Origin of the sequence: Bacillus sp. JHAA, from assembly GCF_036961585.1 — a bacterium.
In the GTDB taxonomy this organism is placed as follows: domain Bacteria; phylum Bacillota; class Bacilli; order Bacillales; family Bacillaceae; genus Bacillus; species Bacillus velezensis.
The window spans coordinates 59,072-79,410 of sequence record NZ_JBAMDE010000003.1 but is presented as its reverse complement, the minus strand read 5'-3'; the positions used below and the strand labels follow the sequence as shown (position 1 = coordinate 79,410).

Genomic DNA, 20,339 nt, shown 5'->3' with positions numbered 1-20,339 from the left:
TTATACACCTGCTGTCACTGAACTTAACAGTCCTCCGACTGCCGAAACCAAAAGCATAATAACAAACAGGACAATCGCGGAAGTCCAGGCCGCTTTTTTCGAAATGCCGCCTGTATAGCGAAGTCCCAAAGCGAGCAGAATATAGCTCCAGATGCTGAAAATGTCGAACGCGCTTAAAAAGACCGCGACGCCGTCTCCGGCCGGTATGACACTCGCCAAAGATGTTACGGCGTACAATGAGCCCGCACCGGTAAAATAAGTAACAAGACCGTTAATAACTAAGCCGATATTGGTAATAAATGCCGTAAACAGGCTGAGTGAGAGCATTTTTTTGTAAGTTGTCACGCCGCCTGAAATTTTGACGCACAGCCAGTAAATGAGCGGAACGATAAACAGAGCGATAATGCCCCCGAAGATTCCTCCGAACATCGAGCCGAATTTAGCGAAGGTTTTGGTCATTTCAATCTGATCATCCGTCAAACCGTCAAGAGATGGGCTGTTCAGCACTTCTTCATAATTCATCCCCAGTCCGCGCAAAATACTGCCGGCCGCGATGAGAATGATGACAATCAGGAGAGGAATGCCGATGACCGGCTTTTCTTTTAATCTTTTAAACTGCACAACAGGACTTGTAATGACGCCGAAAATTGACGGCTTTTCCGTTACTGCCGTATTGCCTTTTTCCAGGTTTGGTTCCATATTGCTGATGCCTCCTATGTATTATTCTGTTTATACGTACGCTTTAGGCTGAGAGAAGTTTCAATTTTTTTGCCGTTTGCGTATTTATGCTAAATTGTAACACAAATTCTCAGCTTTACGTTCCATAATTATGTAAAAAAAAGCATTGTCAGATCCGTGCGACGGGAGGCTCAAAGCCTTGTGAAGGCACTGTCTTCAGCCTATTCATGCAGTCAAAACCAGCCCAATCGCAAATCCCTTTAAATCCCATTTAGATATTCTCTGGAATTCAGCGCCTATATACAAAAAAGCCGGATGGCAATGATGCACATCCGGCTCTTTTTTCACCCTCCGCTTACAGGAGGGATAAAGGCAATGGTATCACCTTCTGTTACGATGCTGTTGTCTTTTACATATGTTTCATTGATTGCGATCATGGCATTGTCAATCGTCTGAAGGCCGTACCGTTCCTTTAGCAGCGTTTTTACAGCAGACGCCGCCGTCTCTTTTTCGTCAAGTTCAATGACCGGTGTTCCCGCCTGCTCCGCAAGCCCGGCAAACAATAATACTTTAATCATCGCGATTCCCCTTTATGCAAATCCGGTTTTCCGTTCGGATAGGGCGTTGTTTCCAGCTGATCGCCTATCCATTCTTCTCCGTCTTCCCAGATTTCTTTTTTCCATATCGGCACAATCTGTTTTATCCGTTCAATTGCATATTCATTCGCCTCATATGCCGCCTTTCTGTGCGGAGAAGACACGGCGATTACGACCGCTGCTTCTCCGATATCAAGGACGCCGACACGGTGAGTGATTGCAGCTTCGGCTCCTTCCCATTTCGCGCTGATTTCATCGCCGATTTGAGAAAGCATTTGAACAGCCATCGGTTCATACGCTTCATATTCGAGACGCACCGTCCGCCGTCCGGCAGTCCACTCTCTGACCGTGCCGATAAACGTTGTGATGGCGCCGGCTTCACGCTTTTCAACTTTTTTTACGATATTTTCGGCAATGATAGGTTCCCTTGTAATTTGAAAACGTTCCATTTATGCAGATTCCCCTTTCAGCTGCGAAAGCACAAACATCATGGCAGCCGGATCGTCCGCATGGAATACGGGCATGCCGGCATCTGCCGGCATATGCTCCGTATTTCTGCTGACAACCGCGATCACGCGCTCCAAATGCTTCAGCTTTTGCCAATCTTCGCTGTCTTTGATCATAATGATTTTCGGATGCGGCGCATGTTTAAATCCCTCTATGAGAAGACCGTCAATTCCCAGACATTCATACAGACTGATCAAACCCGCCAGATCCCATTTTTTTCGCGCCGTAAGCTGCAGGACGCCGTCCCCTTCTACTGCCGTAACCGCGGCTCCGGCTTTTGAAAAACGCTCCGAGTCTTTTCCGTCAGAAAAAGGTTCCGGCTCTCCGCCATGTCCGTGATGTTTTAAACATCCAATATCGCACTCTTTCGGCGCCGCTTTCAGCACACGTTCAATAAACGTTGTTTTACCGCTGTTTTGAAAACCTACGATCTGGACGATCGGGAAAGAATTGACCACGGCCATTCACTTCCATTCTCATCACGGATGAGGAGCGCGTGAACCGTCCGGCCCGCTTCATATCCCCTCGTTCCTCCCGGCAGAAGGATAAACGCGTTTGCTTCGGCTAGAGATGTGACTGAGCTTGATTTGTCGAGGCCGACCGGTGACGCCATCATCTTTCCGTCCTTATGATAAACAAACGCCCTCACAAATCTCGTAAACGGATTCGGTTTCGGAAAGTCGTTTATTAACACGGCTTCCGCCCATCCGGAATGAGGTTTTTCATTCAGAAGCCACGTCTGAATCATCGGTTTGACAAACAGGGTGAATCCGACATAACATGCGGACGGATTGCCTGAAAGGCCGAACAGCAGCATGTCATCGGCCCGGGCGACAGTTGTCACGCTCCCCGGGCGCATTGCCACTTTGTTAAAAAGAACTTCCGCTCCGAGCTTATTATAAATGTCTGGAAGAAAATCAAAATCGCCGACTGACACGCCGCCGGTCGTGATCAGAAAATCAACTTTTTTCATAGCTTCCTTCACCGCATCATAGCTGTCATCAAAATCATCGGAAATTTTCCCTAAGTTCAGCGGTACTGCACCCGCTTCAATGACCTGGGCATACACCATCGCAGCGTTGCTGTTGCGGATTTTCCCCGGCTCAAGCGGATCGCTGACATGAAGAAGCTCGGTCCCCGTTGCGATAATGCCGACAACCGGCTTTCTGACCACGGGAACGGAAGCATAGCCGAAGGTTGCTAAAAGAGCGGTTACGCCCGGCGTGATTTTCGTCCCTTTTTTTAATAGCGAGCTGCCCTTTTTCGCATCTTCTCCTTGATATGAAATATTATCGCCCGCATGGAAAGGGCGTTTCACTGACATGTAATTCGTCCCGTTTTCAGAAAACGTTCTTGTCAGCTCAAGCATCACTACGGCATCCGCGCCTTTTGGAATCTGCGCCCCCGTCATAATGCGGACCGCTTCATAAGGCCCGAGTTCTTTTTCCGACACGGCGCCTGCTCCGATATGGTCAATGACTTCAAAGGTGACGGCATTGTCACGGGAAGCCGTTTTTGAATCGCTCGCCCTGATGGCAAACCCGTCATACGGGGAACGGTTAAAGGCCGGCACATCATGATCCGCCTTAACATCCTCCGCCAAATAGCGGTGGAGACTGTCCTCAAGCGCCACCCATTCGGTATCCCCCTGTTTTTTATACCGGCTCACCCGGCGGACTGCTTCGTCCACCTGAATCGGCGTTCTTTTTTCAAGCATAGCAATATCTCCCCTTCCTACAGGCCGATCACCCTGGCCAGAACTGAATTTGCTTCTTTTATATCGTTTGTACCGTGAATCAAAGCCCGTCCGTCCTGAAAAATAACGATCCTGAAGCGCTCATACGCCATGTGCAGCAGAAATTCATTTGCTTCCACTTTACCGATCTGCTTCAGACGTTTGACAAGTTCTTCTTTATCCAGCCTCTTTAAGGCTTCCGATCTGATTTGAACGGTGTCTCTTCCGCACAGCACGCTTGCTTTCGGCCTGTTTTCAGGCTGCAGATACGGATATACGGGCTCCGCGCCGCAGGAAGGGCAATGATCCCGTTTGATCTGATCCACATTTATGCTCATATTGGTGTTATTCCACACGTCAAACGTGAAAAAGCGCCGATTTACCGCTGCATGATTTCCTGTCAGCAATTTCAGCGCCTCAGCCTGCTGATAAGCGGAAACGATATGAACCGCCGGAGGTATGATACCTGCTGTATCACATGTCGCTCCGCCCACGGGCATTTGCTCAAACAGGCAGGATAAACACGGCGTAACCCCCGGAATAATCGTCATGCACATTCCCTGACTGCTGACACAGGCACCGTAAATCCAAGGTGTTTTCGTTTTCAGCGCCAGATCATTGATGACCATTCTCGTTTCAAAATTATCTGTCGCATCCACGATGCAATCCGCTTGTTCGATCAGCGGTTCGAGCGTTTCCGCCGTACCTTCCGCCGCGTAAGCATCGATATGTATATCACTGTTTACCGCCAAAAGACGCGCCTTAGCCGCCATTGCTTTCGGCAGGCGCTGTCTCGCGTCTTCTTCTGTATACAGCTGCTGTCTTTGTAAATTGCTCCATTCCACATAATCCCGGTCAATAATCGCCATACGGCCCGCTCCGGCTCTTGCCAGGCCCTCTGCCGCGGCTGTTCCGAGGGCTCCGGCTCCGACAATCAGGACACTGCTGTCAGCCAGCGCCTGCTGCCCTTTTTCCCCTATCGGCTTAAATCTTGTCTGACGCGAATAGCGCTCTTCCATCTGTGTTGTCCCCTTGCATTTTTATTTCCATCATACCATGTTTCTTCCCGATCAGTCTTGATTTGAAGACTCGACATGCGCCAAAAGTCTGGTGTAATCGTCCTGTGTGTTGATATTAGCGAACTCCTCCGGCCCGGCGCCGATGTCTTCAGCCTGCACATAACAGACAGACAGCCGTTTCAGCGTGTCTGTCATTTTCAGTTTGTTTTGTGTCAGCTGATCAAAAAGCACATCCTGCACCCGTTTATGGTAAACCGCCAAGAGGGGCTGCTCTCTGTTTTCACAAACCGGTATGACAGCGTCCAGGTTTCCGGTCAGCTTCATTTCAAGCGCAGCCATCGTTTTTCTTGTCACGAGCGGCGTGTCACAGGATATGACCGTATATATTTCGCCTTCCGTTTGTTTCATTGCCGTATAGATGCCGGCAAGCGGGCCCATTGCCCGAAACCGCGGCTCATCGGCCAAAACATGCCGCTCCCTGTTTGATAAGAACTTTTTTATATGCTCAGGGCGGCTGATAATTACCGTTTCTCCGCCGCCGAAGGCTTTTTTCGCCTGTTCATAAAACATGCCGCCCTTCCACTTTGCAAAAGCTTTCGGTTCTCCGAATCTTCGGGAAGCTCCCCCCGCTAATATTACATTCACCCGTTTCATGTCATCTCTCTCCCATTCTATATAAAAGCATAGCAAACGCCTCAGCCGAAATACAATATTACGGTGCTTGTCTGTTTAATTAAGAGGAATAGCCGTTGATCCTTTCCCATATTGTAGTGTTAACATCATGAGGGAGATGGTTCTTATGAAAATATCCGGTCCGTTTTTCCACGACACTTCTCAAGAGAACCTTTACTTGAAATCCGAACTTTCCAGATGCAGAAAATTAATTTCAGAATTTGAAGCAAGCTACTTCCATCAAAAAAATAATAAGCTTCAGGAGGAAAACGCCAATATTAAAGAGCGGCTTCACAAGCTTTCTGACGAATTGGAAGCCATGGCTCAAAAACACAAACAGACAAGTGACACGGAACGTTCTTTGCATGAAATCAGAGCCGGGCTGCTCGATAAAATCGTCATTTTGCAAGAACTGCTTCAGCAGGAAACGTTTCGGCGGAAAAATGAGATGGAAGAAAAGCACCGTCTGCATCTTACAAATGTAAAATTTGAAGAAGAAAATAAAAACTTACATACCCGCATCCGCTCACTTGAGACCGCCATTCAAACTGAACGGACTTCTCACGAAGATATGAAACAGCGTTATCATGCCGCTGCAGACGAAAATACCCGGCTTCAAACACAAATGATAGAAAAAGAATACCAGCTCAAACATATTAAAATAGAAATTAATCATATGAGAGATCGAATACTAGAAACAAAAGAACGGCTTGTAGAAATAGAAAAAACGAAAGAAAAGTTATTTCAAGAAACCATTCTTTCGTATAAACGGCAGCTGGACGAAAGTGATGCTTGGATTGCCGGCCATTTTGCTGATATTGACAGCCGCACGGCGGAACCGGCGGAACAAGCTCTGGAAATCCCTTCTGTTTCCAAAGAGACTGTTCAGGCAGAAGACTTGCTTAAAGCCGTTACCGAACAAGTCATCTCCCTGCAAAAACAATTTGTACAATCAGAGTCACGCGATCAGTCGTTTGATGAAAAACTGGATGCGTTGAAAGAACGTGCTGACGGCGAAAAGCCTTTCCAAAAATATGTCGTCAAGCTTGAAAAAAAGCCTGGAAAAGAGGCGTCACTTCCGCAGAATAAGCGGGAAAACGCAAAAAAACTGCTTGAGTAACGCAAGCAGTTTTTACTGTTTTATTATTCAGCAGCCGTATCATTTGCCGTTTCTGCTGTTTCCTGAGAAATTTCTCCCTCAAGAATATATTGGCCGCGGTATGGTTTTTTCACTTCCGGATACATTTTAATTAAGCTTTGCATAAATGTTGTCATATTAGGAATTTCAAGGCCGCTTTCCTTTTCAATTTCCTTTTGAAGTTCGGAACTTTTGATCGCTGCATTGTGGCGTTTCAATGTTTTAATCGCTGCTTCGCGCAGTTTTGCCGCTTTTGATCCCGGTCTCGCCGTCCCTCTTCTTCTTCTTGTAGAACCGTCTGGAATGCCGGCGGGAAGAGACGTAATAGACTGCATCTGCGGCTGGGAGGATTGAGGCTGTGCCTGCGGCTTTTGATAGCTTCTCATTTCCTGTGCTGCAAGCTCTGCAAGCACCGGGAGAGAGTCACTTTTTTTCTCCGGACGAAACTCTTTTTTTGTATCGGACAGGCTGCCTGTATTGTCTAATTCTCTCAGTTTTGCATATATTTTATCACGTTCTATTTGATATTCACGAATGACTTTTACCTCTGCTTCGTTCAATTGCTCTAAACGTAAGCGCAGCGCTTCTCTTTCATTAAACATGTGTAAAACCCCCTGTCAAAAATTTAAACGCTTTTATTAAGATATTAGATTACAAAAGTAATTTTATCAACTATTATTTTATCATTTTACTATTTTATTTACTCTATGAAAAATTGCTTATTTTCTGAAAATGGTACTTTATATACAAAAATCCCTTGTCATATAGGGGATTCTGGACAAAGTACCAATTTATTCAACCATTTCAAAATATAACTTGAAATTACTTGTTTAATGAAAATTAGCGTGATATCTACAATTTTCGACTATAATATGTAAAAGATAATGATATCGATAAAACAAGCGGTACAGCGTGTTTACGGCTGTTTCTCTTATTTTTCAAGCCGCACATGTCATATTGGAATTTTTTATCCAATAGGCACAAAAAAACCCTGTTACCTAAACGGCAAAGGGTTTGCAGAACCGAGACAATAGTCCGACGGAGATTGTCCCGATTACTCAGAAGCCTGCTCCGTTTCTGAAAGTACTCGGCTAACGCGTTTTTCAAGCATTTTCATCCCGCTTCCTCCCGCTTGAAAATGGCAGAGCTGTCCGGTTTTATCGAAAAGGTAATAAGCCGGCACATATTCATTTTCAAATGCTTCAGTCAGCGTATGATCGCTGTCGACGTAAATCGGCTGAGAGATATCGTGTTCAGCCGCTGTTTCCTTGATTTTCTCAAGGTCAAGATCGTCTTCGGAACGGGGCATGTGAACGGCCATCACATTCAGCTGATCTTTATATTTATCACGAAATTCGTTCATCTCAGGCATCGCTTCTTTACACATGCGGCAGCTGGCGGACCAGAAGTGAATCAGTGCCGGCTTTCCGCCGACCAGCTGTTCCTTCGTGACTTCTCTGTTAATCCATGCTTTAGCGCCTGTCAATTCAGGCATTTGCTGACGTAATTTCATCTTATTTCCCTCCTTATGAAAAAGGTTTTTTGCCGGGGCTTTCAGTTTCGCCGGGCAACATTCCCCTGTTTTCCCTCCAAAGGATATGATTTGGCTGAATCACCATGTTAAAATGAGTGTGGCGATTCCTTAGTTCATATCTTCACAAAAATGATGATATTGAAACCGGGCAATATGAACAAATCATAAATGAAATAACTGGTTTCTATTAAAAGGTTTATTTTTTTTAAAAACGGGTATATCACTTTTAGCTTTTTCCGCAAAAGACTTGAAAGGAAGACATCACTATGATTGATTTAAAACACTTTGACTGGGCCGGGCTTCTCACATCTGCCGGGATTTTCATCATAAAGCTGGCTCTCATTATTTTAGCGTACTTTATTTTCCGGGCGGCAGGAAAAAAGCTGATCAAGCATCTGTTTCAGAAATTCGAGCAACAAAACAACCTCTCCACAGGCCGCGCTTATACTTTGCGAAGCCTCGCGCTTAATGTATATGGATACATCCTGATTTTCGTTTTTATCGTGATGATTTTGGATTTATTTCACTACAATCCGAGCGCTCTCATTGCCGGAGCCGGCGTGGTCGGTCTCGCAGTCGGCTTCGGGGCTCAGGGGCTTGTCAGTGACATCGTCACCGGATTTTTTATCCTTTTGGAAAAACAGATCGACGTCGGCGATTATATTACGGTTGCCGGCTACAGCGGCATTGTCGAGCAGGTCGGTCTCCGTACGACGCAAATCCGGAGCTTTGACGGCACGCTTCACTATCTTCCCAACCGGGGCATTACGAATGTGAGCAACCATTCCCGCGGAACGATGCAGGCGCTTGTCGATATTAAAGTGCCGCTTGAAAAAAATCTTGATGAAACCATTCAAATCCTGCAAACCGCGTGTGACAAAGCAGCCGCTGAGCTCCCGCAGATTAAGGAAGGGCCGGACGTCATCGGGGTTCAGGATTTAAGCACGTCAGAAATGGTAATCAGAATCATTGCCAAAACAGAAAATATGGAGCAATGGCGGGTTGAACGCGTACTGCGGAGAGAAATAAAAATCGCGCTCGACCGTTTTAAAAACGCCGCTTCCGCCGAATAGAAAAACCGAAGCGTAAGCTTCGGTTTTTTCTTTTTAATGAAATTTTTTTTCCACTTCGCTGCAGATTTCGTCGGCGGTCATTCCGGAAGCCGTAATGACGGGAGCCTGAGTTGACGTATCGGCAATTCCTTGGACATTGCTGTCAAGTCCGGTTACGACACAGCAGTCACAATTCTTCGCATCCTCAGGAGTCTTCATCATCACTACGTCATATCCTTTTTGTTTTAACGCCTGTTCTACATCCGATAAAGATTGTTCAATTCCAATTTTTTTCGTCATATTGAACACCTCCGTTATGTAGAATGCTCAATTTTTGTTAGATTATTCTTCTTTTCGGATTTAATTGGCATACTTCGAAAAATATCCGACCATGACATTTACCGCGGTTTCCATCGCATCTTCATCCGGGTTCAGCTTGGCGTGATGAAGCCCGTGGGATGAATCGGCCCCCAGCCAGAACATAAAGCCGGGATATTTTTTCAGCATATATCCGAAATCTTCTCCGGTCATCGCTTCTTTCGCCGTTCTCACGTCAGCAAGCTGATGATCGCTGACAAATTGCATAAATTCTTCGGTCAGGCCGCTTGTATTATAAACTTGATGATAAACGGACGGATACGTGACTTTTCCTTTGCATCGGAAGCCGATTTCAATTCCTTTGACAAGCTCTTCAATCCGCTTTTTCACCATACGCATTGATTCCTCGGAAAGCGTCCGGATGGTTCCCTCCAGATGAGCATGCTCTGCGATGATATTTTGCGCCGTGCCCCCGGTAATCGTTCCGACAGTGATCACAGCGCTGTCAAGCGGATCCGTATTTCTGGATATGACCGTCTGCAGCTGCGTGACAAGCGTGCTCGCGGCAACGACCATGTCGTCTGCTGTATGCGGATATGCCGCATGCCCGCCTTTCCCCTCGAGATCGATGACGAGTTCGCTCGTATTGGCAAACAGCAAGCCGCTTTTGGTGGAGATTGTGCCTACAGGAAGCTCAGGTGCTATATGGAGAGCGGTAATCAAATCCGGCGTCCATTTTTTCAGCACATCGCTTTCAAGCATCGGTTCCGCTCCGCCCGGTCCTTCTTCAGCCGGCTGGAATAAAAAGAGCAGATCATGTTTGACGGGATGATGGACAAAATGATCAATAATGCCGAGCGCGATGGTCATGTGCATATCGTGGCCGCATGCGTGCATAAAACCGGGGTGTTCAGATGCAAACGGAAGCCCCGTCTGCTCTTCAATCGACAGAGCGTCTATATCCGCTCTGTAGGCGAGCATTTTTTCCGGAGCCGTGCCGTTGACTTTGACAAAGATGCCGGTTCTCCAAGTTTCAATTTCAATTCTTTCCTCCGGATATTGGTTCAATAGATTCAGCAGGTACTGTTGAGTTTTATATTCCTGAAAGCCGATCTCCGGAATGCGGTGCAGATCTCTTCGGATGGCAATGAGCCGCTCTTTTTCCATATGTATTCCTCCTTGAGATAAGAATAAGGCGTGGATTTTATCATCCACGCCCATTCTATCAAACCATTCCTTACAGCTGGCGTAATTCCTGTTTGATTTCTGTTTTGCCTTTTGTTTTTTCATCGATATCTTTGATTTTTTTCGCAGGTGTTCCCGCTACAACGGTATATGGCTCGACGTCATTTACAACGATGGCTCCGGCAGCGACAACCGCGCCTTTACCGATTGTTACGCCTTCAAGCACAACCGCATTTGCGCCGATCACAACGTCGTCTTCCACGACAACAGGCTTAGCGCTAGGCGGCTCAATAACGCCCGCTAATACAGAACCCGCTCCGATGTGGCAGTTTTTGCCGACAGTCGCGCGTCCGCCGAGAACAACGTTCATATCAATCATCGTACCTTCGCCGATGACTGAACCGATATTAATAGATGCCCCCATCATGATAACGGCATTGTCGCCGATTTCGACTTGGTCGCGGATAATAGCGCCGGGCTCGATTCTCGCTTTAACATCTTTTAAATCAAGCATCGGGATCGCAGAGTTGCGGCGGTCATTTTCAATGACGTAATCCTCAATTTTGTCTTTGTTTTCTTCAATTGCGCTTTTAATTTCAGCCCACTCGCCAAAAACGACGCCGGATTGGCCGTTCAGGAATGTTTTAGCGGAATCGCCAAAGCTGATTCCTTCAAGATCGCCTTTTACATACACTTTTACAGGCGTTGATTTTGTACTATTTTGAATAAATGAAATAATTTCATTTGCATCCATCATTTTCATATGTATTGTCCTCCTCTGATTTTCTACCTCATTACTGTAACAAAGGAAGGATACAAAGACAAGAAAAAAAGGAACAAGCCTTTATTCTGCCGGCTGGCTGCACAGCGCGGCAAACTGTCTTCCGAATTCCCGGAGCTCTTCTTCCTCACTGCCCTCAGGGTTGTTTTCAATTTTGACCGACGGCAGCACCACCCGCCCGCCGCGGGCCGTGATTACTTTTTCCAATTCGTCAACCGCCCCGCAAAAAAACTCATAGGACGTATCTCCGGAACCGAACAAAGCAAATGTTTTTCCCGTAAACTCCAGGTTTTCCATATCTTCAGCAATATCGAGCATTTCATCAGGAAGATCCCCGTCTCCCCACGTATATGTGCCTAATAAAATATACTCGTAATCATTAAAAAGTTCGGCATGAATATCCATCGCTTCATATCTGTCTACGGATGCTTGTGCTTCGATCAGCCCTTTTTCAATTAAATCCGCCATCGCCTCGGTGTTTCCTGACATTGTAGCGTAAACAAGCAATACATTCCCCATCTTCGTCTCTCCTTTATGCATAAAAACTAATGTGCGAGCCGAACCGCTTCATACGGTCTGACAAACTTACTTTCGTAAAGGCCCGCGCAAAAAAAGTTTTCTTCCCGGTTGGCCACCCGCCATCCGTGACCGCGGATCGTATCAAACCACTTTAATTCACCGGCGGCGAGATCAGCTTGATAAATACGCGAAAATCCGTTTTCGTCCTGTGACGATGTGACATAAATAATCCCGTTATCCTCAGAAACGTCGAGAAATGATTTTTCCCGTACGGCGGGTCCGGCTGTAATGGCAAACTCCTCTTGCGTCCGCACGTTTCGGACGGCAACCTCCCCCCGTTCTCCCTTTGCCGCGCCCTTTGCTGCAATGAGCCAGTCATTCTGATACATCCTCATTGAAGCCGTCATGCGCTGCCTTTCGCGGCTTATACGCCGGATGCGGTCTTCCGTCAGATCATACGCCCAAATGCCGCCATGATTCATGTGAATCCGGGTGCCGATATAAATCGTCTGACCGTGTAAACAAAGCGAACGGATGACAGGCGGCTCCTTTAATTGTGAAAAGGGCTTAGCCACATGCCAAGTGACGCCGAAATCATCAGATAAGTAGAGGCAGTATGTGCCGTGCGCACAGACAAACCCGTCATTCCGCCCGGCAACGGCCCATACGGAGGCGCTGGTCGGAAACCGGGAGGCCGTCCAGGTCTTTCCCTGATCGGCTGATCTGAGGACGGCGCCTTTTTCTCCAGCCGCGAATATGTAGGGCCCTATGTAAGTCAGCACATGAATTCTGCTTTTCACTCGGAACAGTCTTTTCCAGCCTTCTTCCGCCGAAAAATGAAAAATACCTTCGCCTTTCACAGCCACAAAAAATCCCGAAGATACTGATGCCATCACAGCCGTCGCGCCTTTATGAAACATGGCACTTGTCTCCGTGGTGAGCGGCCCATGCAAGAAAACCGCGGACAAATTCTTTGCAGCATTCCTGATCCTCAGCCGTCTCGGGCGCCAGCTCAATTTTCAGCGTTTCCGGATATAAATTGGCTCCGGCCTGTTCAAACGCATCGCAAAACAGCGTGACCGCTTCGCAAAACTTCGGGTAGGCGTGATCGCCTGAACCGAAACAGGCCGTTTTCAGTCCGTTGAGCTGGCTGTGCAGAATATCTTCGTAAAAATCTTCCGCTTCGTAAGGAAGATCACCGTCCCCCCATGTGTACGTGCCGACAAAAACATAATCATATGCTTCGAGAGAATCCGCATCTGCTTCGTCCATGTCAAGACAGTCAACTGCTATCTGATGCCCGCTCAGTGTTTCTTTTATAATGCCGGCAATATCCTCTGTATTCCCCGACATGCTTGCGTATATCATTAATGCTTTCTGCATATGACCACCTCGTAATTGATAATGATTTTCATTAACATATATAACACTTTAAATGATAATGATTTTCATTGTCAATAAAAAATAAAAAAAGACAGCATGATTGCTGTCTTTCTAAAATGGGCGTTCCTGCTTCAGCATATCTTTAATGACAGAAACAAAAGCCTGCACCTGTTTTAATTCAAATGCCGGCTCATAACCGAGCAGCCATGTGTCACGGCCGATCGGATGGTCCTTTGTATCAAGCAGAGGCATTTTATTTACTTTGTCTTCCTCTTCTAAGGTGACTGACGGCAGAATGGCATATCCGATCCCGTGCAGCGCCATCTGCTTGCACGTTTCAATCTGATCGACAAGGATGGTCTGTTTCGGCGAGGTTTTGAATTTTTGATGCCACCAATGCTGAATTTCCTGAAAATATGTACTGTCACTTTTGAATTGGATGAACGGCCGGTCGGTATGGGCAATATCATCAATACAGGAAATTTCCGTATCGACCAAATATAAATGATCGGTCATTAAATAATCTTTCCGGCCTTTCCATTCCGGATTTCCCCGGATAATGCCGATATGTACCTGATCTTCATACAGACTTTTCAGCATTTCGCTGCTCCACCCTGTAATGAGAGAGACCTTTGCATTCGGATATCGTTCCACATATGTTTTTAACACTTTCGGAAGCCAGTGCTGCCCGATAATCGAGGCGACGGCAAGCTTTAATGTGCCGTGAATCTCACCCTCAAGTTCATCAATGTTTTCTCTGATTCTTTCTTGCCGATCCGTGACGTCATTTGCAAATTGTATGATTTTTTCTCCTGCCGGCGTTACCGTAAGTCCTTTTTGAGACCTAAGAAAGATCTTTGTTCCCCAGGCTTTTTCAATGGTCTGCAATCGCTGGGACAGAGCCGGCTGTGACACGAATAACCGTTCGGCAGCCTTCCTCATGTTTAATTCCTCAGCTAAAACTACGAGCATATGAAGCTCTTGAAGCTGCATGTCGTCCTCCTTTTCAATGCCTTTTCGTATTTCTTATCTACCATTCTAATAAAATAAAGGCTGCCGAGGCAAGCGCCACTCATATGTATGCGTTTTCTTTTTCCGGCATGCAAAAGAACAAATAGGCTGATCGTGCGAGCCTACTTATTCAATGATCTGATATGGCTGCTCAACTGCTTTAATACGACTCTTCTCGTGAAAATGCCTTCAAAGACGCCTTCATCATTTTCAACGCAGACAAAGCCGTTGTTAATGACCATGCTGAACCCTTTGATAATCGGATCATTGATGTGGAGACGGGGAATGTCTTTCAGCATGACTTCCTCAACCGTAATTTGATCCAGCTTCTCAAACTCGATCCGTTCAAGTCCGAAAATGCTGTTCATAATCATATTTGTCCCGATCAAACCGTGCAGACGGTACGAAGCGTCAAGGACGGGAATGGCGGTATAGCCGGTTTTCGTCAGCACTAATAGAGCATGCTCAAGGTTGTTTCCGACTTGAACGTGCGCCACTTTATCCGCCTCGATCATAAATTGTCCGACTGTTGCATCAAGAAGCTGATCTGATTGTAAGCTAATCATGTCACTTCGACCCCTTTACATTTTTCATCAAAGCATGTATTCCCTATATTGCAATAATATAAACATTATCATTTTTTGTCGAAAAGTTTCCGTCAATAAAAAAGATACTCTTTGCAATCGAGTATCAATTTATAGGCCGCTGATTAATTTTCATTCCGAAAACGGTCATAGAGCGTTACGAGTTTTTTATAAGTGGTTCCATCAACGCTTTTTGACCCTGCTTCTATATCGTTGATTTCGCTGGTCAAAAGCTCAATGGCATATTCTTGATTGATCAGGATATTCAGCAGAAGTTTCTGTTCTTCTTCCGTAAATCGTTCACCGATAAGACTCATACGTAATCAGGCCCCCTATTTTTAACTGAATACCTCCGAAAGCAACGTGAAATTTGCTTTCAGCTCTACCGCTAGAATAAGTAAACAGAAAAAAATCGTCAACCGCATAATTCGACATTTTGCGGATTCTGTATGAAATATTATTTTGTGTAACGATTGGCATAACTGAATGCTGTGCAGGAATCGGGCTTGATTTTCGCTTCAATGCCCATCGAGGTAATGCGGCCGGTCATTTCTTGTATCAATTCTTTTGTCAGCCCTTTTTGACCGATATCCAGATGCACTTCAAATGAAAGATCCGCCCCTTCATCCGCAAAAGGCAAGAGCAAATCTGTCAGTTCCATAAGACGGCCGTCGAGGATATGCGCAGCCATCTCCTGGCTGAACGCGGTTTCCAACGAAATTTTTTCGCGAAGGCTATGTATCGGTCTTGCAAGATCGTGATTTTTCAAACAGCCCCAAGCTCCCTTGCCTGTACGGTGCAAGTGTATAGCCGTAATAAACTTTGTGAAGTCGCGGTAAACTTGTGAATCAGTCCCTACAGACAGCACGTATGCTGAACGGGGGTCTTTATTGACAAAGCGTTTCAGCCGCTCCGTCACGTCTTGAAAGGTCATCTGTGCCTCAGAAAGATTATAAAACAGAAAAGAATCAGCCATGTACGGACACTCCTCTTTCCAGAGTCTACAACCAAACGAACAAGCACGTTCCTTTGCATAATTTAATAAAGCTCCGCTTGCGGAAGACCGGAAGCTTGGTCAGCCTGAAAAATCAAATCAAATTACTGAAGGAGCTCAAAAATTTCAATAGAAATCATGTCAATGTTATCAAACGGATATGTGTTAGGTTTTTCACCTTTTTGGAAAACCGTCAGTTCAAACGTTTGATTTTTTTCGAAATATTTAACACTGCAAATTTTTTCGCCGTTAACTTCAAAATAACGCTGCATCGGCTCGTTAGCCGCTTCCGCTGTTTCTTGCAGACTTTGCAGCCGCGTGATGATACCCATTAATTGTGACATTCTAAAAAAAGACTCCTTTCAAAAAACAACTTCAAATCAACAAGTATTTATTATAATACAAGTTCTACAGAGCATCATACCATAAAGTAGACCGGGATGGCATTTTCCCGCTGGATTTTCAAAAAGAAATAAACGGGAAAAACCGTGTTTGCGAATAGTTTGAAGCTTTTTTCGGAATGTCATACACCTTTCAAAAATAATTTTTCGCTTTTTGAGCCGCCTTATCAGATGTATGTAAGGAGAAGCCCTTTTATGAGGAGACAGCATAAAAAAACTTGGCGGGGGTAGCGCCAAGTTTTTTCGGATCTTGATCTGATAGAGGGGTTGGGGAACAGAGAGTAACTTCTCTCTATAACTAAATGATAATGATTATCAGTATCATTGTCAATCGTTTTTTAAAACTTTTTTCAAATGAACAAAAAAAGCGGCATACAGCAGCCGCTTTAAAGTAACCCGTCCTGTTCATATAAATAAGAGTAAGGCAGATCGATAAATAAATACATATTGTCATCCATCGGGTATGAAAAGGTTCTGATCATCTCACCTGTCTCAATATCACTGTACAGGTCACTGAAAAAGCCTTTTCTTGAATTACGCATCTTCATGATGTTTTCTAAAAAGTACGGACGCCAGCTCCAGTTTTTCTCCATGTATTCAGGCTGATAAAGCCATTCGCCGGACTGCTTGAACACATTTCCCGTCAGCTGATAGCCTTCTTCATCACACATATAAATTCTGAAGCAGCAGTCGGTCAGGTTTTCCGCCAGTTTTTTAATAAACTCATCGTCCGCCTGATGGGTTTTCTTCAGCTCGGAAACTGCCTGATTGACCCGCTTATAAAAATTCTCAGAGTGTTCATAGACCGTTTCCAGCTTCTTTTTTTCTCTCGTGATAAATTGCTGAAACTCCGTTTTCAAGCGTGCTTTTAACAGGCTCCGGTCTATAAAATCGCCACTCGGCGCCTGCAGATAATAGCCTTGAAAAAATCGGCCTCCGTTTCTCCATGCGTACTGGAGCTGGAAATCAGCTTCTATATCTTCATACAGCAGCGCGGCGCCGATTTTTCTCGCCAGCAATGAAATGCTGTACAGCACATGCTCATATGATGGTGACGGCTGAGATACCTTCAGCGCCTGCAAATCTATTTTCAGAAGGTCCGGTGAAAGGAGCGCGATTCTGTCCAGGTTGCTGCTCTCCTTACCTATATTGTCCACCGCGATTTTAATGCCGTATGTACGATAGTAGGCAAGCATATGGTACAGCTGTTCAATGTCGCCTTCGAAATTGTGCTCGGTGATCTCAAGCACAATACGGTTCAATTCAATGCCCTGCTCTTCGTATTCTTTCAAAAGCTCAAGAAAACTTTCGCCGTGGTCAAGCATCAATACATTCGCATCCTGATTGATAAAAATCAACAGATCACGGTCAGCTTCTTTAAACCGCTCCAGCGCCTGCCTGATGACTCTGTCATCGACCTCAAGCTTATATTCTTCCGGAATGCCGGAATCTAAGAAAAACGGCCCGAGGCTCTCAATCTCCGCATCTGCCAAAATCCGCCCAAGCACTTCGTAGCCTACGACTCTTTGTTCCTCAGCGTTAAAAATCGCTTGGTAATACGGAATGACATCATCAATATTCGTCAGTATATCAAGTGGGTCCAACATGTTATCACCTGCTTCTCTATCTTTGTCTGATTATACACAATTATATCAGCACCACAAATGTTTAGATTAGGGGAAAAGGAGGCAGTATGGCAGCAGCTTAAAATAAAAGGGGGGACATTTTTAAGATCACTCTTCAGACCGGTTAATTAAGGACGTTATTCATTTGTTTCGCAAGCACAAATAAAAGGATAAATATAAGAGCATTATAACCGGCATCTGTCCAAAAATAATGGCTCCAATCAGTGCTGTTAAATATCCAATCATCATCATGTTTCAACTGAAAGAAAGTTCCTTTTTTATCTAAAGTGCCACATGTAAGAGTTGTTAACCCGCCAACACTCTCGGAAACGTCAACTCCATACATTGAACCGGCATGATCAGTATGATTTATTGGCATATACGTATAATCAGATAAAATCGTTCCGCCAGCTTGGTTGGCAGAGACACATATAATACAGCCGATGTATCGCCTCCGAGCCCACTCAAATACTCCCTGGCTTTAATAAATTTCGTTTCATCAGGAAAATCTATGTGAAATAGCTTTTCAAATCTGATTATTTCATCAGATGTAAGATTGGTATTTTGATAATACTCCGGAGTAAAAGCACAAATAATAAAGTACCAAATATTAAAGATGATAACGAAACTGCTTACAAATAGTACAACGAACCATTTTCATAATTTCTTCAATTAATCGCCCCTTAATCTTTCAAAATTATATCATAATTTTGAATAGAAAATAAAACAAGCGAACGGCGGCTTTAACGTTCGCTTGTTTTGCAAAATAATCAATATATGAAAAATTAAAACGGATAAGGATTCAGCCATTGCCCCCCGTCCATTGTGATACAGTCCCCGTTTATGTAGGACGCTTCATCAGATAGCAAAAACGCTGCCAACGCGGCGATTTCCTCCGGTGTGCCCAGCCGGCCGAGCGGCACACTGTTCATAGTGCGGGACACCGCTTTTTCCGATTCAAACAGCTTCTCCGCACCGCCTGTCCGTTCAATCGGGCCTGGGGCTATCGCGTTTGTGCGGATGCCGTATTTGCTCCCCCATTCAACGGCCAGCGTTCTTGTCAGTGACAATACCCCCGCTTTGGCTGCAGCGGAATGAACGACACCCGCTCCCGCTCCCCATGCGTATGTAGCGGCCATATTTAAGATGACGCCCTTCTGCTCCTGCTCGATCCAATGCCTTGCCGCTGCTTGGCTGCAGAAAAATGTGCCGTTTAAAACAATCTCAATAACAGCTTTCCATCCATTGGGCGTCAGCTTCTCTGCCGGGCAAATAAAGTTGCCGGCCGCATTGTTAATCAGCGCATCGAGCCGGCCAAAGACTTTTTTCGCTTCTGTAATCATGTCTGAAGCGGCGGAATCAGAACGGACATCCATTTGAAAACAGGCGACCTGTCCCTCAAAGGTCTCAATTTCTTTTTTTGTTTCCTCAAGTGCTTCATGGTTCCTCCCTGTCACCATGACGTGCCATCCTAATTCAGCCTGTTTTTTCGCCATTGCTTTTCCCATGCCGCTTGAACCGCCTGTAATGATTACCGCTTTCTTATCCATAACAAACCCACCCCTTTTTATTGAATGAATAATCATTCATAATTTTATCACAGATGTCTATCCGCGTCATTACATGCTGAGAAGGGATTTTTCAGCCAGGCTGATGATATAATAGAACAACTCTGACAAAGGTTGGTTTTACATATGGAGAAAATGACCAGAAGAACATTTTTAAAAAGAGGATTCGGCATTTTGGGTGCAGCTCTCGCAATGGCTTGCGGAGGTTACGGCTATGCCCGGTATATTGAACCGCGCATGATTGAGGTCACCCGGCATACAATCACCAGCCGCCTGATCCCCCGCGGCTTTGACAATTTTAAAATCGTTCAATTCAGCGATACGCATCTCAGTGATGTGTTTACATCCGGTGACTTGAATAAAGCAGCGGAAAAGATCAATCAGCTGAAACCCGATTTGCTCATCTTTACGGGAGATTTAATTGATAAGCCGCATTTATTTAATGATCACCAGCGTGCACTCGCCGTGCTGCAAAATCTTGAAGCTCCCTTCGGCAAACTTTGTGTTTACGGAAACCATGACCATGGAGGCTACGGTACGAACACGTACAAGGCTCTGATGGAAGCGGCTGATTTTCAAGTGCTTCGAAACGGCTACCGTAAGGTGCAGCTGACAGACGGAAGCCGGATTGAATTCGCGTTTTTGGATGATGTAATACTCGGAAAACCAGATTATGAAGGCACCCTGTCACGCCTTTCCGAAGATGCGTTTTCCATTTTAATCGTCCACGAGCCTGATGCCGCTCTTAAGACAGGCGGATATCCCGTAAACCTCCAGCTGTCGGGACACACTCACGGCGGCCAGGTCCAGCTCCCGTTTTTCGGCCCTCTCATTACGCCTCCTTACGGAAAAACGTATACCGACGGCATGTATACACTGCATGACACAGCCGTTTACGTCAATCGCGGGCTCGGTACGACAAGACTGCCGTATCGATTTTTAGCCAGACCGGAAATCACGCTGTTCACATTGAAAACCGAGCAAAAATAAGACTTTTATCCTGATGCACAGACACCCCCTCCGTAATATGTATATGGAA

25 protein-coding genes and 1 pseudogene are annotated in these 20,339 nt (G+C 45.5%); 3 read left to right on the top strand and 23 right to left on the bottom strand.

Translation table 11 applies throughout. The features are described 5' to 3' along the window. From V7728_RS08005 to V7728_RS07975, 7 genes are all read right to left on the bottom strand, one after another. Window positions 1-699, bottom strand: coding sequence for a Yip1 family protein (locus tag V7728_RS08005; RefSeq protein WP_099566711.1), 699 nt, complete (start codon window positions 697-699; stop codon window positions 1-3). Between the two features lie 323 nt (window positions 700-1,022). Next, window positions 1,023-1,256, bottom strand: coding sequence for a molybdopterin converting factor subunit 1 (gene moaD / locus V7728_RS08000; RefSeq protein ID WP_007409633.1), 234 nt, complete (start codon window positions 1,254-1,256; stop codon window positions 1,023-1,025). Beyond that, on the bottom strand, window positions 1,253-1,723 hold the full coding sequence (locus tag V7728_RS07995) for a molybdenum cofactor biosynthesis protein MoaE (RefSeq protein WP_007409632.1): 471 nt from the start codon (window positions 1,721-1,723) through the stop codon (window positions 1,253-1,255). The genes moaD and V7728_RS07995 overlap by 4 nt, the downstream gene beginning before the upstream one ends. Then, complete coding sequence (gene mobB / locus V7728_RS07990) at window positions 1,724-2,245, bottom strand: molybdopterin-guanine dinucleotide biosynthesis protein B (protein WP_007409631.1); 522 nt, start codon at window positions 2,243-2,245, stop codon at window positions 1,724-1,726. Further along, window positions 2,206-3,498 (bottom strand): molybdopterin molybdotransferase MoeA, encoded by a 1,293-nt coding sequence (locus tag V7728_RS07985; protein ID WP_099566710.1) that lies wholly within the window; start codon window positions 3,496-3,498, stop codon window positions 2,206-2,208. Before V7728_RS07985 ends, mobB begins: the two co-directional genes overlap by 40 nt. A 17-nt stretch (window positions 3,499-3,515) precedes the next feature. Continuing rightward, window positions 3,516-4,535, bottom strand: coding sequence for a molybdopterin-synthase adenylyltransferase MoeB (locus tag V7728_RS07980; RefSeq protein WP_007611113.1), 1,020 nt, complete (start codon window positions 4,533-4,535; stop codon window positions 3,516-3,518). Window positions 4,536-4,586: 51 nt separating this feature from the next. After that, window positions 4,587-5,189, bottom strand: a complete 603-nt coding sequence (locus V7728_RS07975) for a molybdenum cofactor guanylyltransferase (protein ID WP_076424045.1) — start codon at window positions 5,187-5,189, stop codon at window positions 4,587-4,589. Window positions 5,190-5,334: 145 nt separating this feature from the next. On the opposite strand from V7728_RS07975, the gene V7728_RS07970 reads away from it, so the two are divergent. Then, window positions 5,335-6,327: a hypothetical protein gene (locus V7728_RS07970; protein WP_043021218.1), complete on the top strand. Its 993-nt coding sequence runs from the start codon at window positions 5,335-5,337 to the stop codon at window positions 6,325-6,327. A 23-nt stretch (window positions 6,328-6,350) separates the two neighbouring features. Here the strand turns inward: V7728_RS07970 and rok are convergent, their stop codons facing one another. Together rok and V7728_RS07960 are read right to left on the bottom strand one after the other, a co-directional pair. Beyond that, complete coding sequence (gene rok, locus V7728_RS07965; RefSeq protein WP_012117447.1) at window positions 6,351-6,947, bottom strand: transcriptional regulator Rok; 597 nt, start codon at window positions 6,945-6,947, stop codon at window positions 6,351-6,353. Between the two features lie 452 nt (window positions 6,948-7,399). Next, window positions 7,400-7,858, bottom strand: a complete 459-nt coding sequence (locus tag V7728_RS07960; protein ID WP_099566709.1) for a TlpA disulfide reductase family protein — start codon at window positions 7,856-7,858, stop codon at window positions 7,400-7,402. Window positions 7,859-8,145: 287 nt separating this feature from the next. Between V7728_RS07960 and V7728_RS07955 the strand changes: the two genes are divergently transcribed. Next, the gene (locus V7728_RS07955) at window positions 8,146-8,952 is read left to right on the top strand and encodes a mechanosensitive ion channel family protein (protein WP_038463800.1); all 807 of its coding nucleotides are present in this window, start codon (window positions 8,146-8,148) and stop codon (window positions 8,950-8,952) included. A 33-nt stretch (window positions 8,953-8,985) separates the two neighbouring features. On the opposite strand, the gene V7728_RS07950 is transcribed toward V7728_RS07955, so the two are convergent. The 14 genes and pseudogenes from V7728_RS07950 to fadH all read right to left on the bottom strand — a co-directional run bounded on the left by V7728_RS07950 (window position 8,986) and on the right by fadH (window position 19,282). After that, complete coding sequence (locus V7728_RS07950; RefSeq protein WP_003154596.1) at window positions 8,986-9,231, bottom strand: YkuS family protein; 246 nt, start codon at window positions 9,229-9,231, stop codon at window positions 8,986-8,988. Window positions 9,232-9,291: 60 nt separating this feature from the next. After that, window positions 9,292-10,416 (bottom strand): N-acetyldiaminopimelate deacetylase, encoded by a 1,125-nt coding sequence (locus V7728_RS07945; RefSeq protein WP_012117444.1) that lies wholly within the window; start codon window positions 10,414-10,416, stop codon window positions 9,292-9,294. A 70-nt stretch (window positions 10,417-10,486) separates the two neighbouring features. After that, window positions 10,487-11,197 (bottom strand): 2,3,4,5-tetrahydropyridine-2,6-dicarboxylate N-acetyltransferase, encoded by a 711-nt coding sequence (gene dapD / locus V7728_RS07940; protein WP_007409623.1) that lies wholly within the window; start codon window positions 11,195-11,197, stop codon window positions 10,487-10,489. Window positions 11,198-11,278: 81 nt separating this feature from the next. Next, window positions 11,279-11,734, bottom strand: a complete 456-nt coding sequence (locus tag V7728_RS07935) for a flavodoxin (protein WP_007409622.1) — start codon at window positions 11,732-11,734, stop codon at window positions 11,279-11,281. A 26-nt stretch (window positions 11,735-11,760) separates the two neighbouring features. Further along, complete coding sequence (locus V7728_RS07930; protein WP_099566708.1) at window positions 11,761-12,654, bottom strand: WD40/YVTN/BNR-like repeat-containing protein; 894 nt, start codon at window positions 12,652-12,654, stop codon at window positions 11,761-11,763. Further along, window positions 12,644-13,117: a flavodoxin gene (locus V7728_RS07925; RefSeq protein ID WP_025284659.1), complete on the bottom strand. Its 474-nt coding sequence runs from the start codon at window positions 13,115-13,117 to the stop codon at window positions 12,644-12,646. Before V7728_RS07925 ends, V7728_RS07930 begins: the two co-directional genes overlap by 11 nt. A 111-nt stretch (window positions 13,118-13,228) precedes the next feature. Continuing rightward, window positions 13,229-14,110 carry a transcriptional regulator CcpC gene (ccpC, locus tag V7728_RS07920; RefSeq protein ID WP_007611101.1) on the bottom strand — a complete coding sequence of 294 codons (882 nt, stop codon included), beginning with the start codon at window positions 14,108-14,110 and terminating at the stop codon, window positions 13,229-13,231. A gap of 140 nt (window positions 14,111-14,250) precedes the next feature. After that, the gene (gene cbpB / locus V7728_RS07915; RefSeq protein ID WP_003154608.1) at window positions 14,251-14,694 is read right to left on the bottom strand and encodes a cyclic-di-AMP-binding protein CbpB; all 444 of its coding nucleotides are present in this window, start codon (window positions 14,692-14,694) and stop codon (window positions 14,251-14,253) included. Window positions 14,695-14,837: 143 nt separating this feature from the next. After that, window positions 14,838-15,029 carry an antirepressor AbbA gene (gene abbA, locus V7728_RS07910; protein ID WP_007409618.1) on the bottom strand — a complete coding sequence of 64 codons (192 nt, stop codon included), beginning with the start codon at window positions 15,027-15,029 and terminating at the stop codon, window positions 14,838-14,840. 140 nt (window positions 15,030-15,169) lie between these two features. Continuing rightward, entirely contained in the window at window positions 15,170-15,688 is a 519-nt protein-coding gene (locus V7728_RS07905) for a ribonuclease H-like YkuK family protein (RefSeq protein ID WP_020955744.1), read from the bottom strand. Between the two features lie 122 nt (window positions 15,689-15,810). Then, window positions 15,811-16,050: a YkuJ family protein gene (locus V7728_RS07900; RefSeq protein ID WP_003154613.1), complete on the bottom strand. Its 240-nt coding sequence runs from the start codon at window positions 16,048-16,050 to the stop codon at window positions 15,811-15,813. 443 nt (window positions 16,051-16,493) lie between these two features. Continuing rightward, the gene (locus V7728_RS07895; RefSeq protein ID WP_007409615.1) at window positions 16,494-17,714 is read right to left on the bottom strand and encodes an EAL domain-containing protein; all 1,221 of its coding nucleotides are present in this window, start codon (window positions 17,712-17,714) and stop codon (window positions 16,494-16,496) included. A gap of 142 nt (window positions 17,715-17,856) precedes the next feature. Further along, window positions 17,857-18,353: pseudogene (locus V7728_RS07890) on the bottom strand (hypothetical protein). 164 nt (window positions 18,354-18,517) lie between these two features. Continuing rightward, window positions 18,518-19,282 carry a 2,4-dienoyl-CoA reductase gene (fadH, locus tag V7728_RS07885; RefSeq protein ID WP_003154618.1) on the bottom strand — a complete coding sequence of 255 codons (765 nt, stop codon included), beginning with the start codon at window positions 19,280-19,282 and terminating at the stop codon, window positions 18,518-18,520. Window positions 19,283-19,426: 144 nt separating this feature from the next. Here fadH and V7728_RS07880 point away from each other — a divergent pair, with 144 nt between their 5' ends. After that, window positions 19,427-20,290 carry a metallophosphoesterase gene (locus tag V7728_RS07880; RefSeq protein ID WP_099566707.1) on the top strand — a complete coding sequence of 288 codons (864 nt, stop codon included), beginning with the start codon at window positions 19,427-19,429 and terminating at the stop codon, window positions 20,288-20,290. Window positions 20,291-20,339: the final 49 nt, after the last annotated feature.

Excerpts from the sequence above, each read along its gene's own strand:
- V7728_RS08005 (WP_099566711.1), bottom strand. The coding sequence starts at position 699 with ATGGAACCAAACCTGGAAAAAGGCAATACGGCAGTAACGGAAAAGCCG.
- moaD (WP_007409633.1), bottom strand. The coding sequence starts at position 1,256 with ATGATTAAAGTATTATTGTTTGCCGGGCTTGCGGAGCAGGCGGGAACA.
- V7728_RS07995 (WP_007409632.1), bottom strand. The coding sequence starts at position 1,723 with ATGGAACGTTTTCAAATTACAAGGGAACCTATCATTGCCGAAAATATC.
- mobB (WP_007409631.1), bottom strand. The coding sequence starts at position 2,245 with ATGGCCGTGGTCAATTCTTTCCCGATCGTCCAGATCGTAGGTTTTCAA.
- V7728_RS07985 (WP_099566710.1), bottom strand. The coding sequence starts at position 3,498 with ATGCTTGAAAAAAGAACGCCGATTCAGGTGGACGAAGCAGTCCGCCGG.
- V7728_RS07980 (WP_007611113.1), bottom strand. The coding sequence starts at position 4,535 with ATGGAAGAGCGCTATTCGCGTCAGACAAGATTTAAGCCGATAGGGGAA.
- V7728_RS07975 (WP_076424045.1), bottom strand. The coding sequence starts at position 5,189 with ATGAAACGGGTGAATGTAATATTAGCGGGGGGAGCTTCCCGAAGATTC.
- V7728_RS07970 (WP_043021218.1), top strand. The coding sequence starts at position 5,335 with ATGAAAATATCCGGTCCGTTTTTCCACGACACTTCTCAAGAGAACCTT.
- rok (WP_012117447.1), bottom strand. The coding sequence starts at position 6,947 with ATGTTTAATGAAAGAGAAGCGCTGCGCTTACGTTTAGAGCAATTGAAC.
- V7728_RS07960 (WP_099566709.1), bottom strand. The coding sequence starts at position 7,858 with ATGAAATTACGTCAGCAAATGCCTGAATTGACAGGCGCTAAAGCATGG.
- V7728_RS07955 (WP_038463800.1), top strand. The coding sequence starts at position 8,146 with ATGATTGATTTAAAACACTTTGACTGGGCCGGGCTTCTCACATCTGCC.
- V7728_RS07950 (WP_003154596.1), bottom strand. The coding sequence starts at position 9,231 with ATGACGAAAAAAATTGGAATTGAACAATCTTTATCGGATGTAGAACAG.
- V7728_RS07945 (WP_012117444.1), bottom strand. The coding sequence starts at position 10,416 with ATGGAAAAAGAGCGGCTCATTGCCATCCGAAGAGATCTGCACCGCATT.
- dapD (WP_007409623.1), bottom strand. The coding sequence starts at position 11,197 with ATGAAAATGATGGATGCAAATGAAATTATTTCATTTATTCAAAATAGT.
- V7728_RS07935 (WP_007409622.1), bottom strand. The coding sequence starts at position 11,734 with ATGGGGAATGTATTGCTTGTTTACGCTACAATGTCAGGAAACACCGAG.
- V7728_RS07930 (WP_099566708.1), bottom strand. The coding sequence starts at position 12,654 with ATGTTTCATAAAGGCGCGACGGCTGTGATGGCATCAGTATCTTCGGGA.
- V7728_RS07925 (WP_025284659.1), bottom strand. The coding sequence starts at position 13,117 with ATGCAGAAAGCATTAATGATATACGCAAGCATGTCGGGGAATACAGAG.
- ccpC (WP_007611101.1), bottom strand. The coding sequence starts at position 14,110 with ATGCAGCTTCAAGAGCTTCATATGCTCGTAGTTTTAGCTGAGGAATTA.
- cbpB (WP_003154608.1), bottom strand. The coding sequence starts at position 14,694 with ATGATTAGCTTACAATCAGATCAGCTTCTTGATGCAACAGTCGGACAA.
- abbA (WP_007409618.1), bottom strand. The coding sequence starts at position 15,029 with ATGAGTCTTATCGGTGAACGATTTACGGAAGAAGAACAGAAACTTCTG.
- V7728_RS07905 (WP_020955744.1), bottom strand. The coding sequence starts at position 15,688 with ATGGCTGATTCTTTTCTGTTTTATAATCTTTCTGAGGCACAGATGACC.
- V7728_RS07900 (WP_003154613.1), bottom strand. The coding sequence starts at position 16,050 with ATGTCACAATTAATGGGTATCATCACGCGGCTGCAAAGTCTGCAAGAA.
- V7728_RS07895 (WP_007409615.1), bottom strand. The coding sequence starts at position 17,714 with ATGTTGGACCCACTTGATATACTGACGAATATTGATGATGTCATTCCG.
- fadH (WP_003154618.1), bottom strand. The coding sequence starts at position 19,282 with ATGGATAAGAAAGCGGTAATCATTACAGGCGGTTCAAGCGGCATGGGA.
- V7728_RS07880 (WP_099566707.1), top strand. The coding sequence starts at position 19,427 with ATGGAGAAAATGACCAGAAGAACATTTTTAAAAAGAGGATTCGGCATT.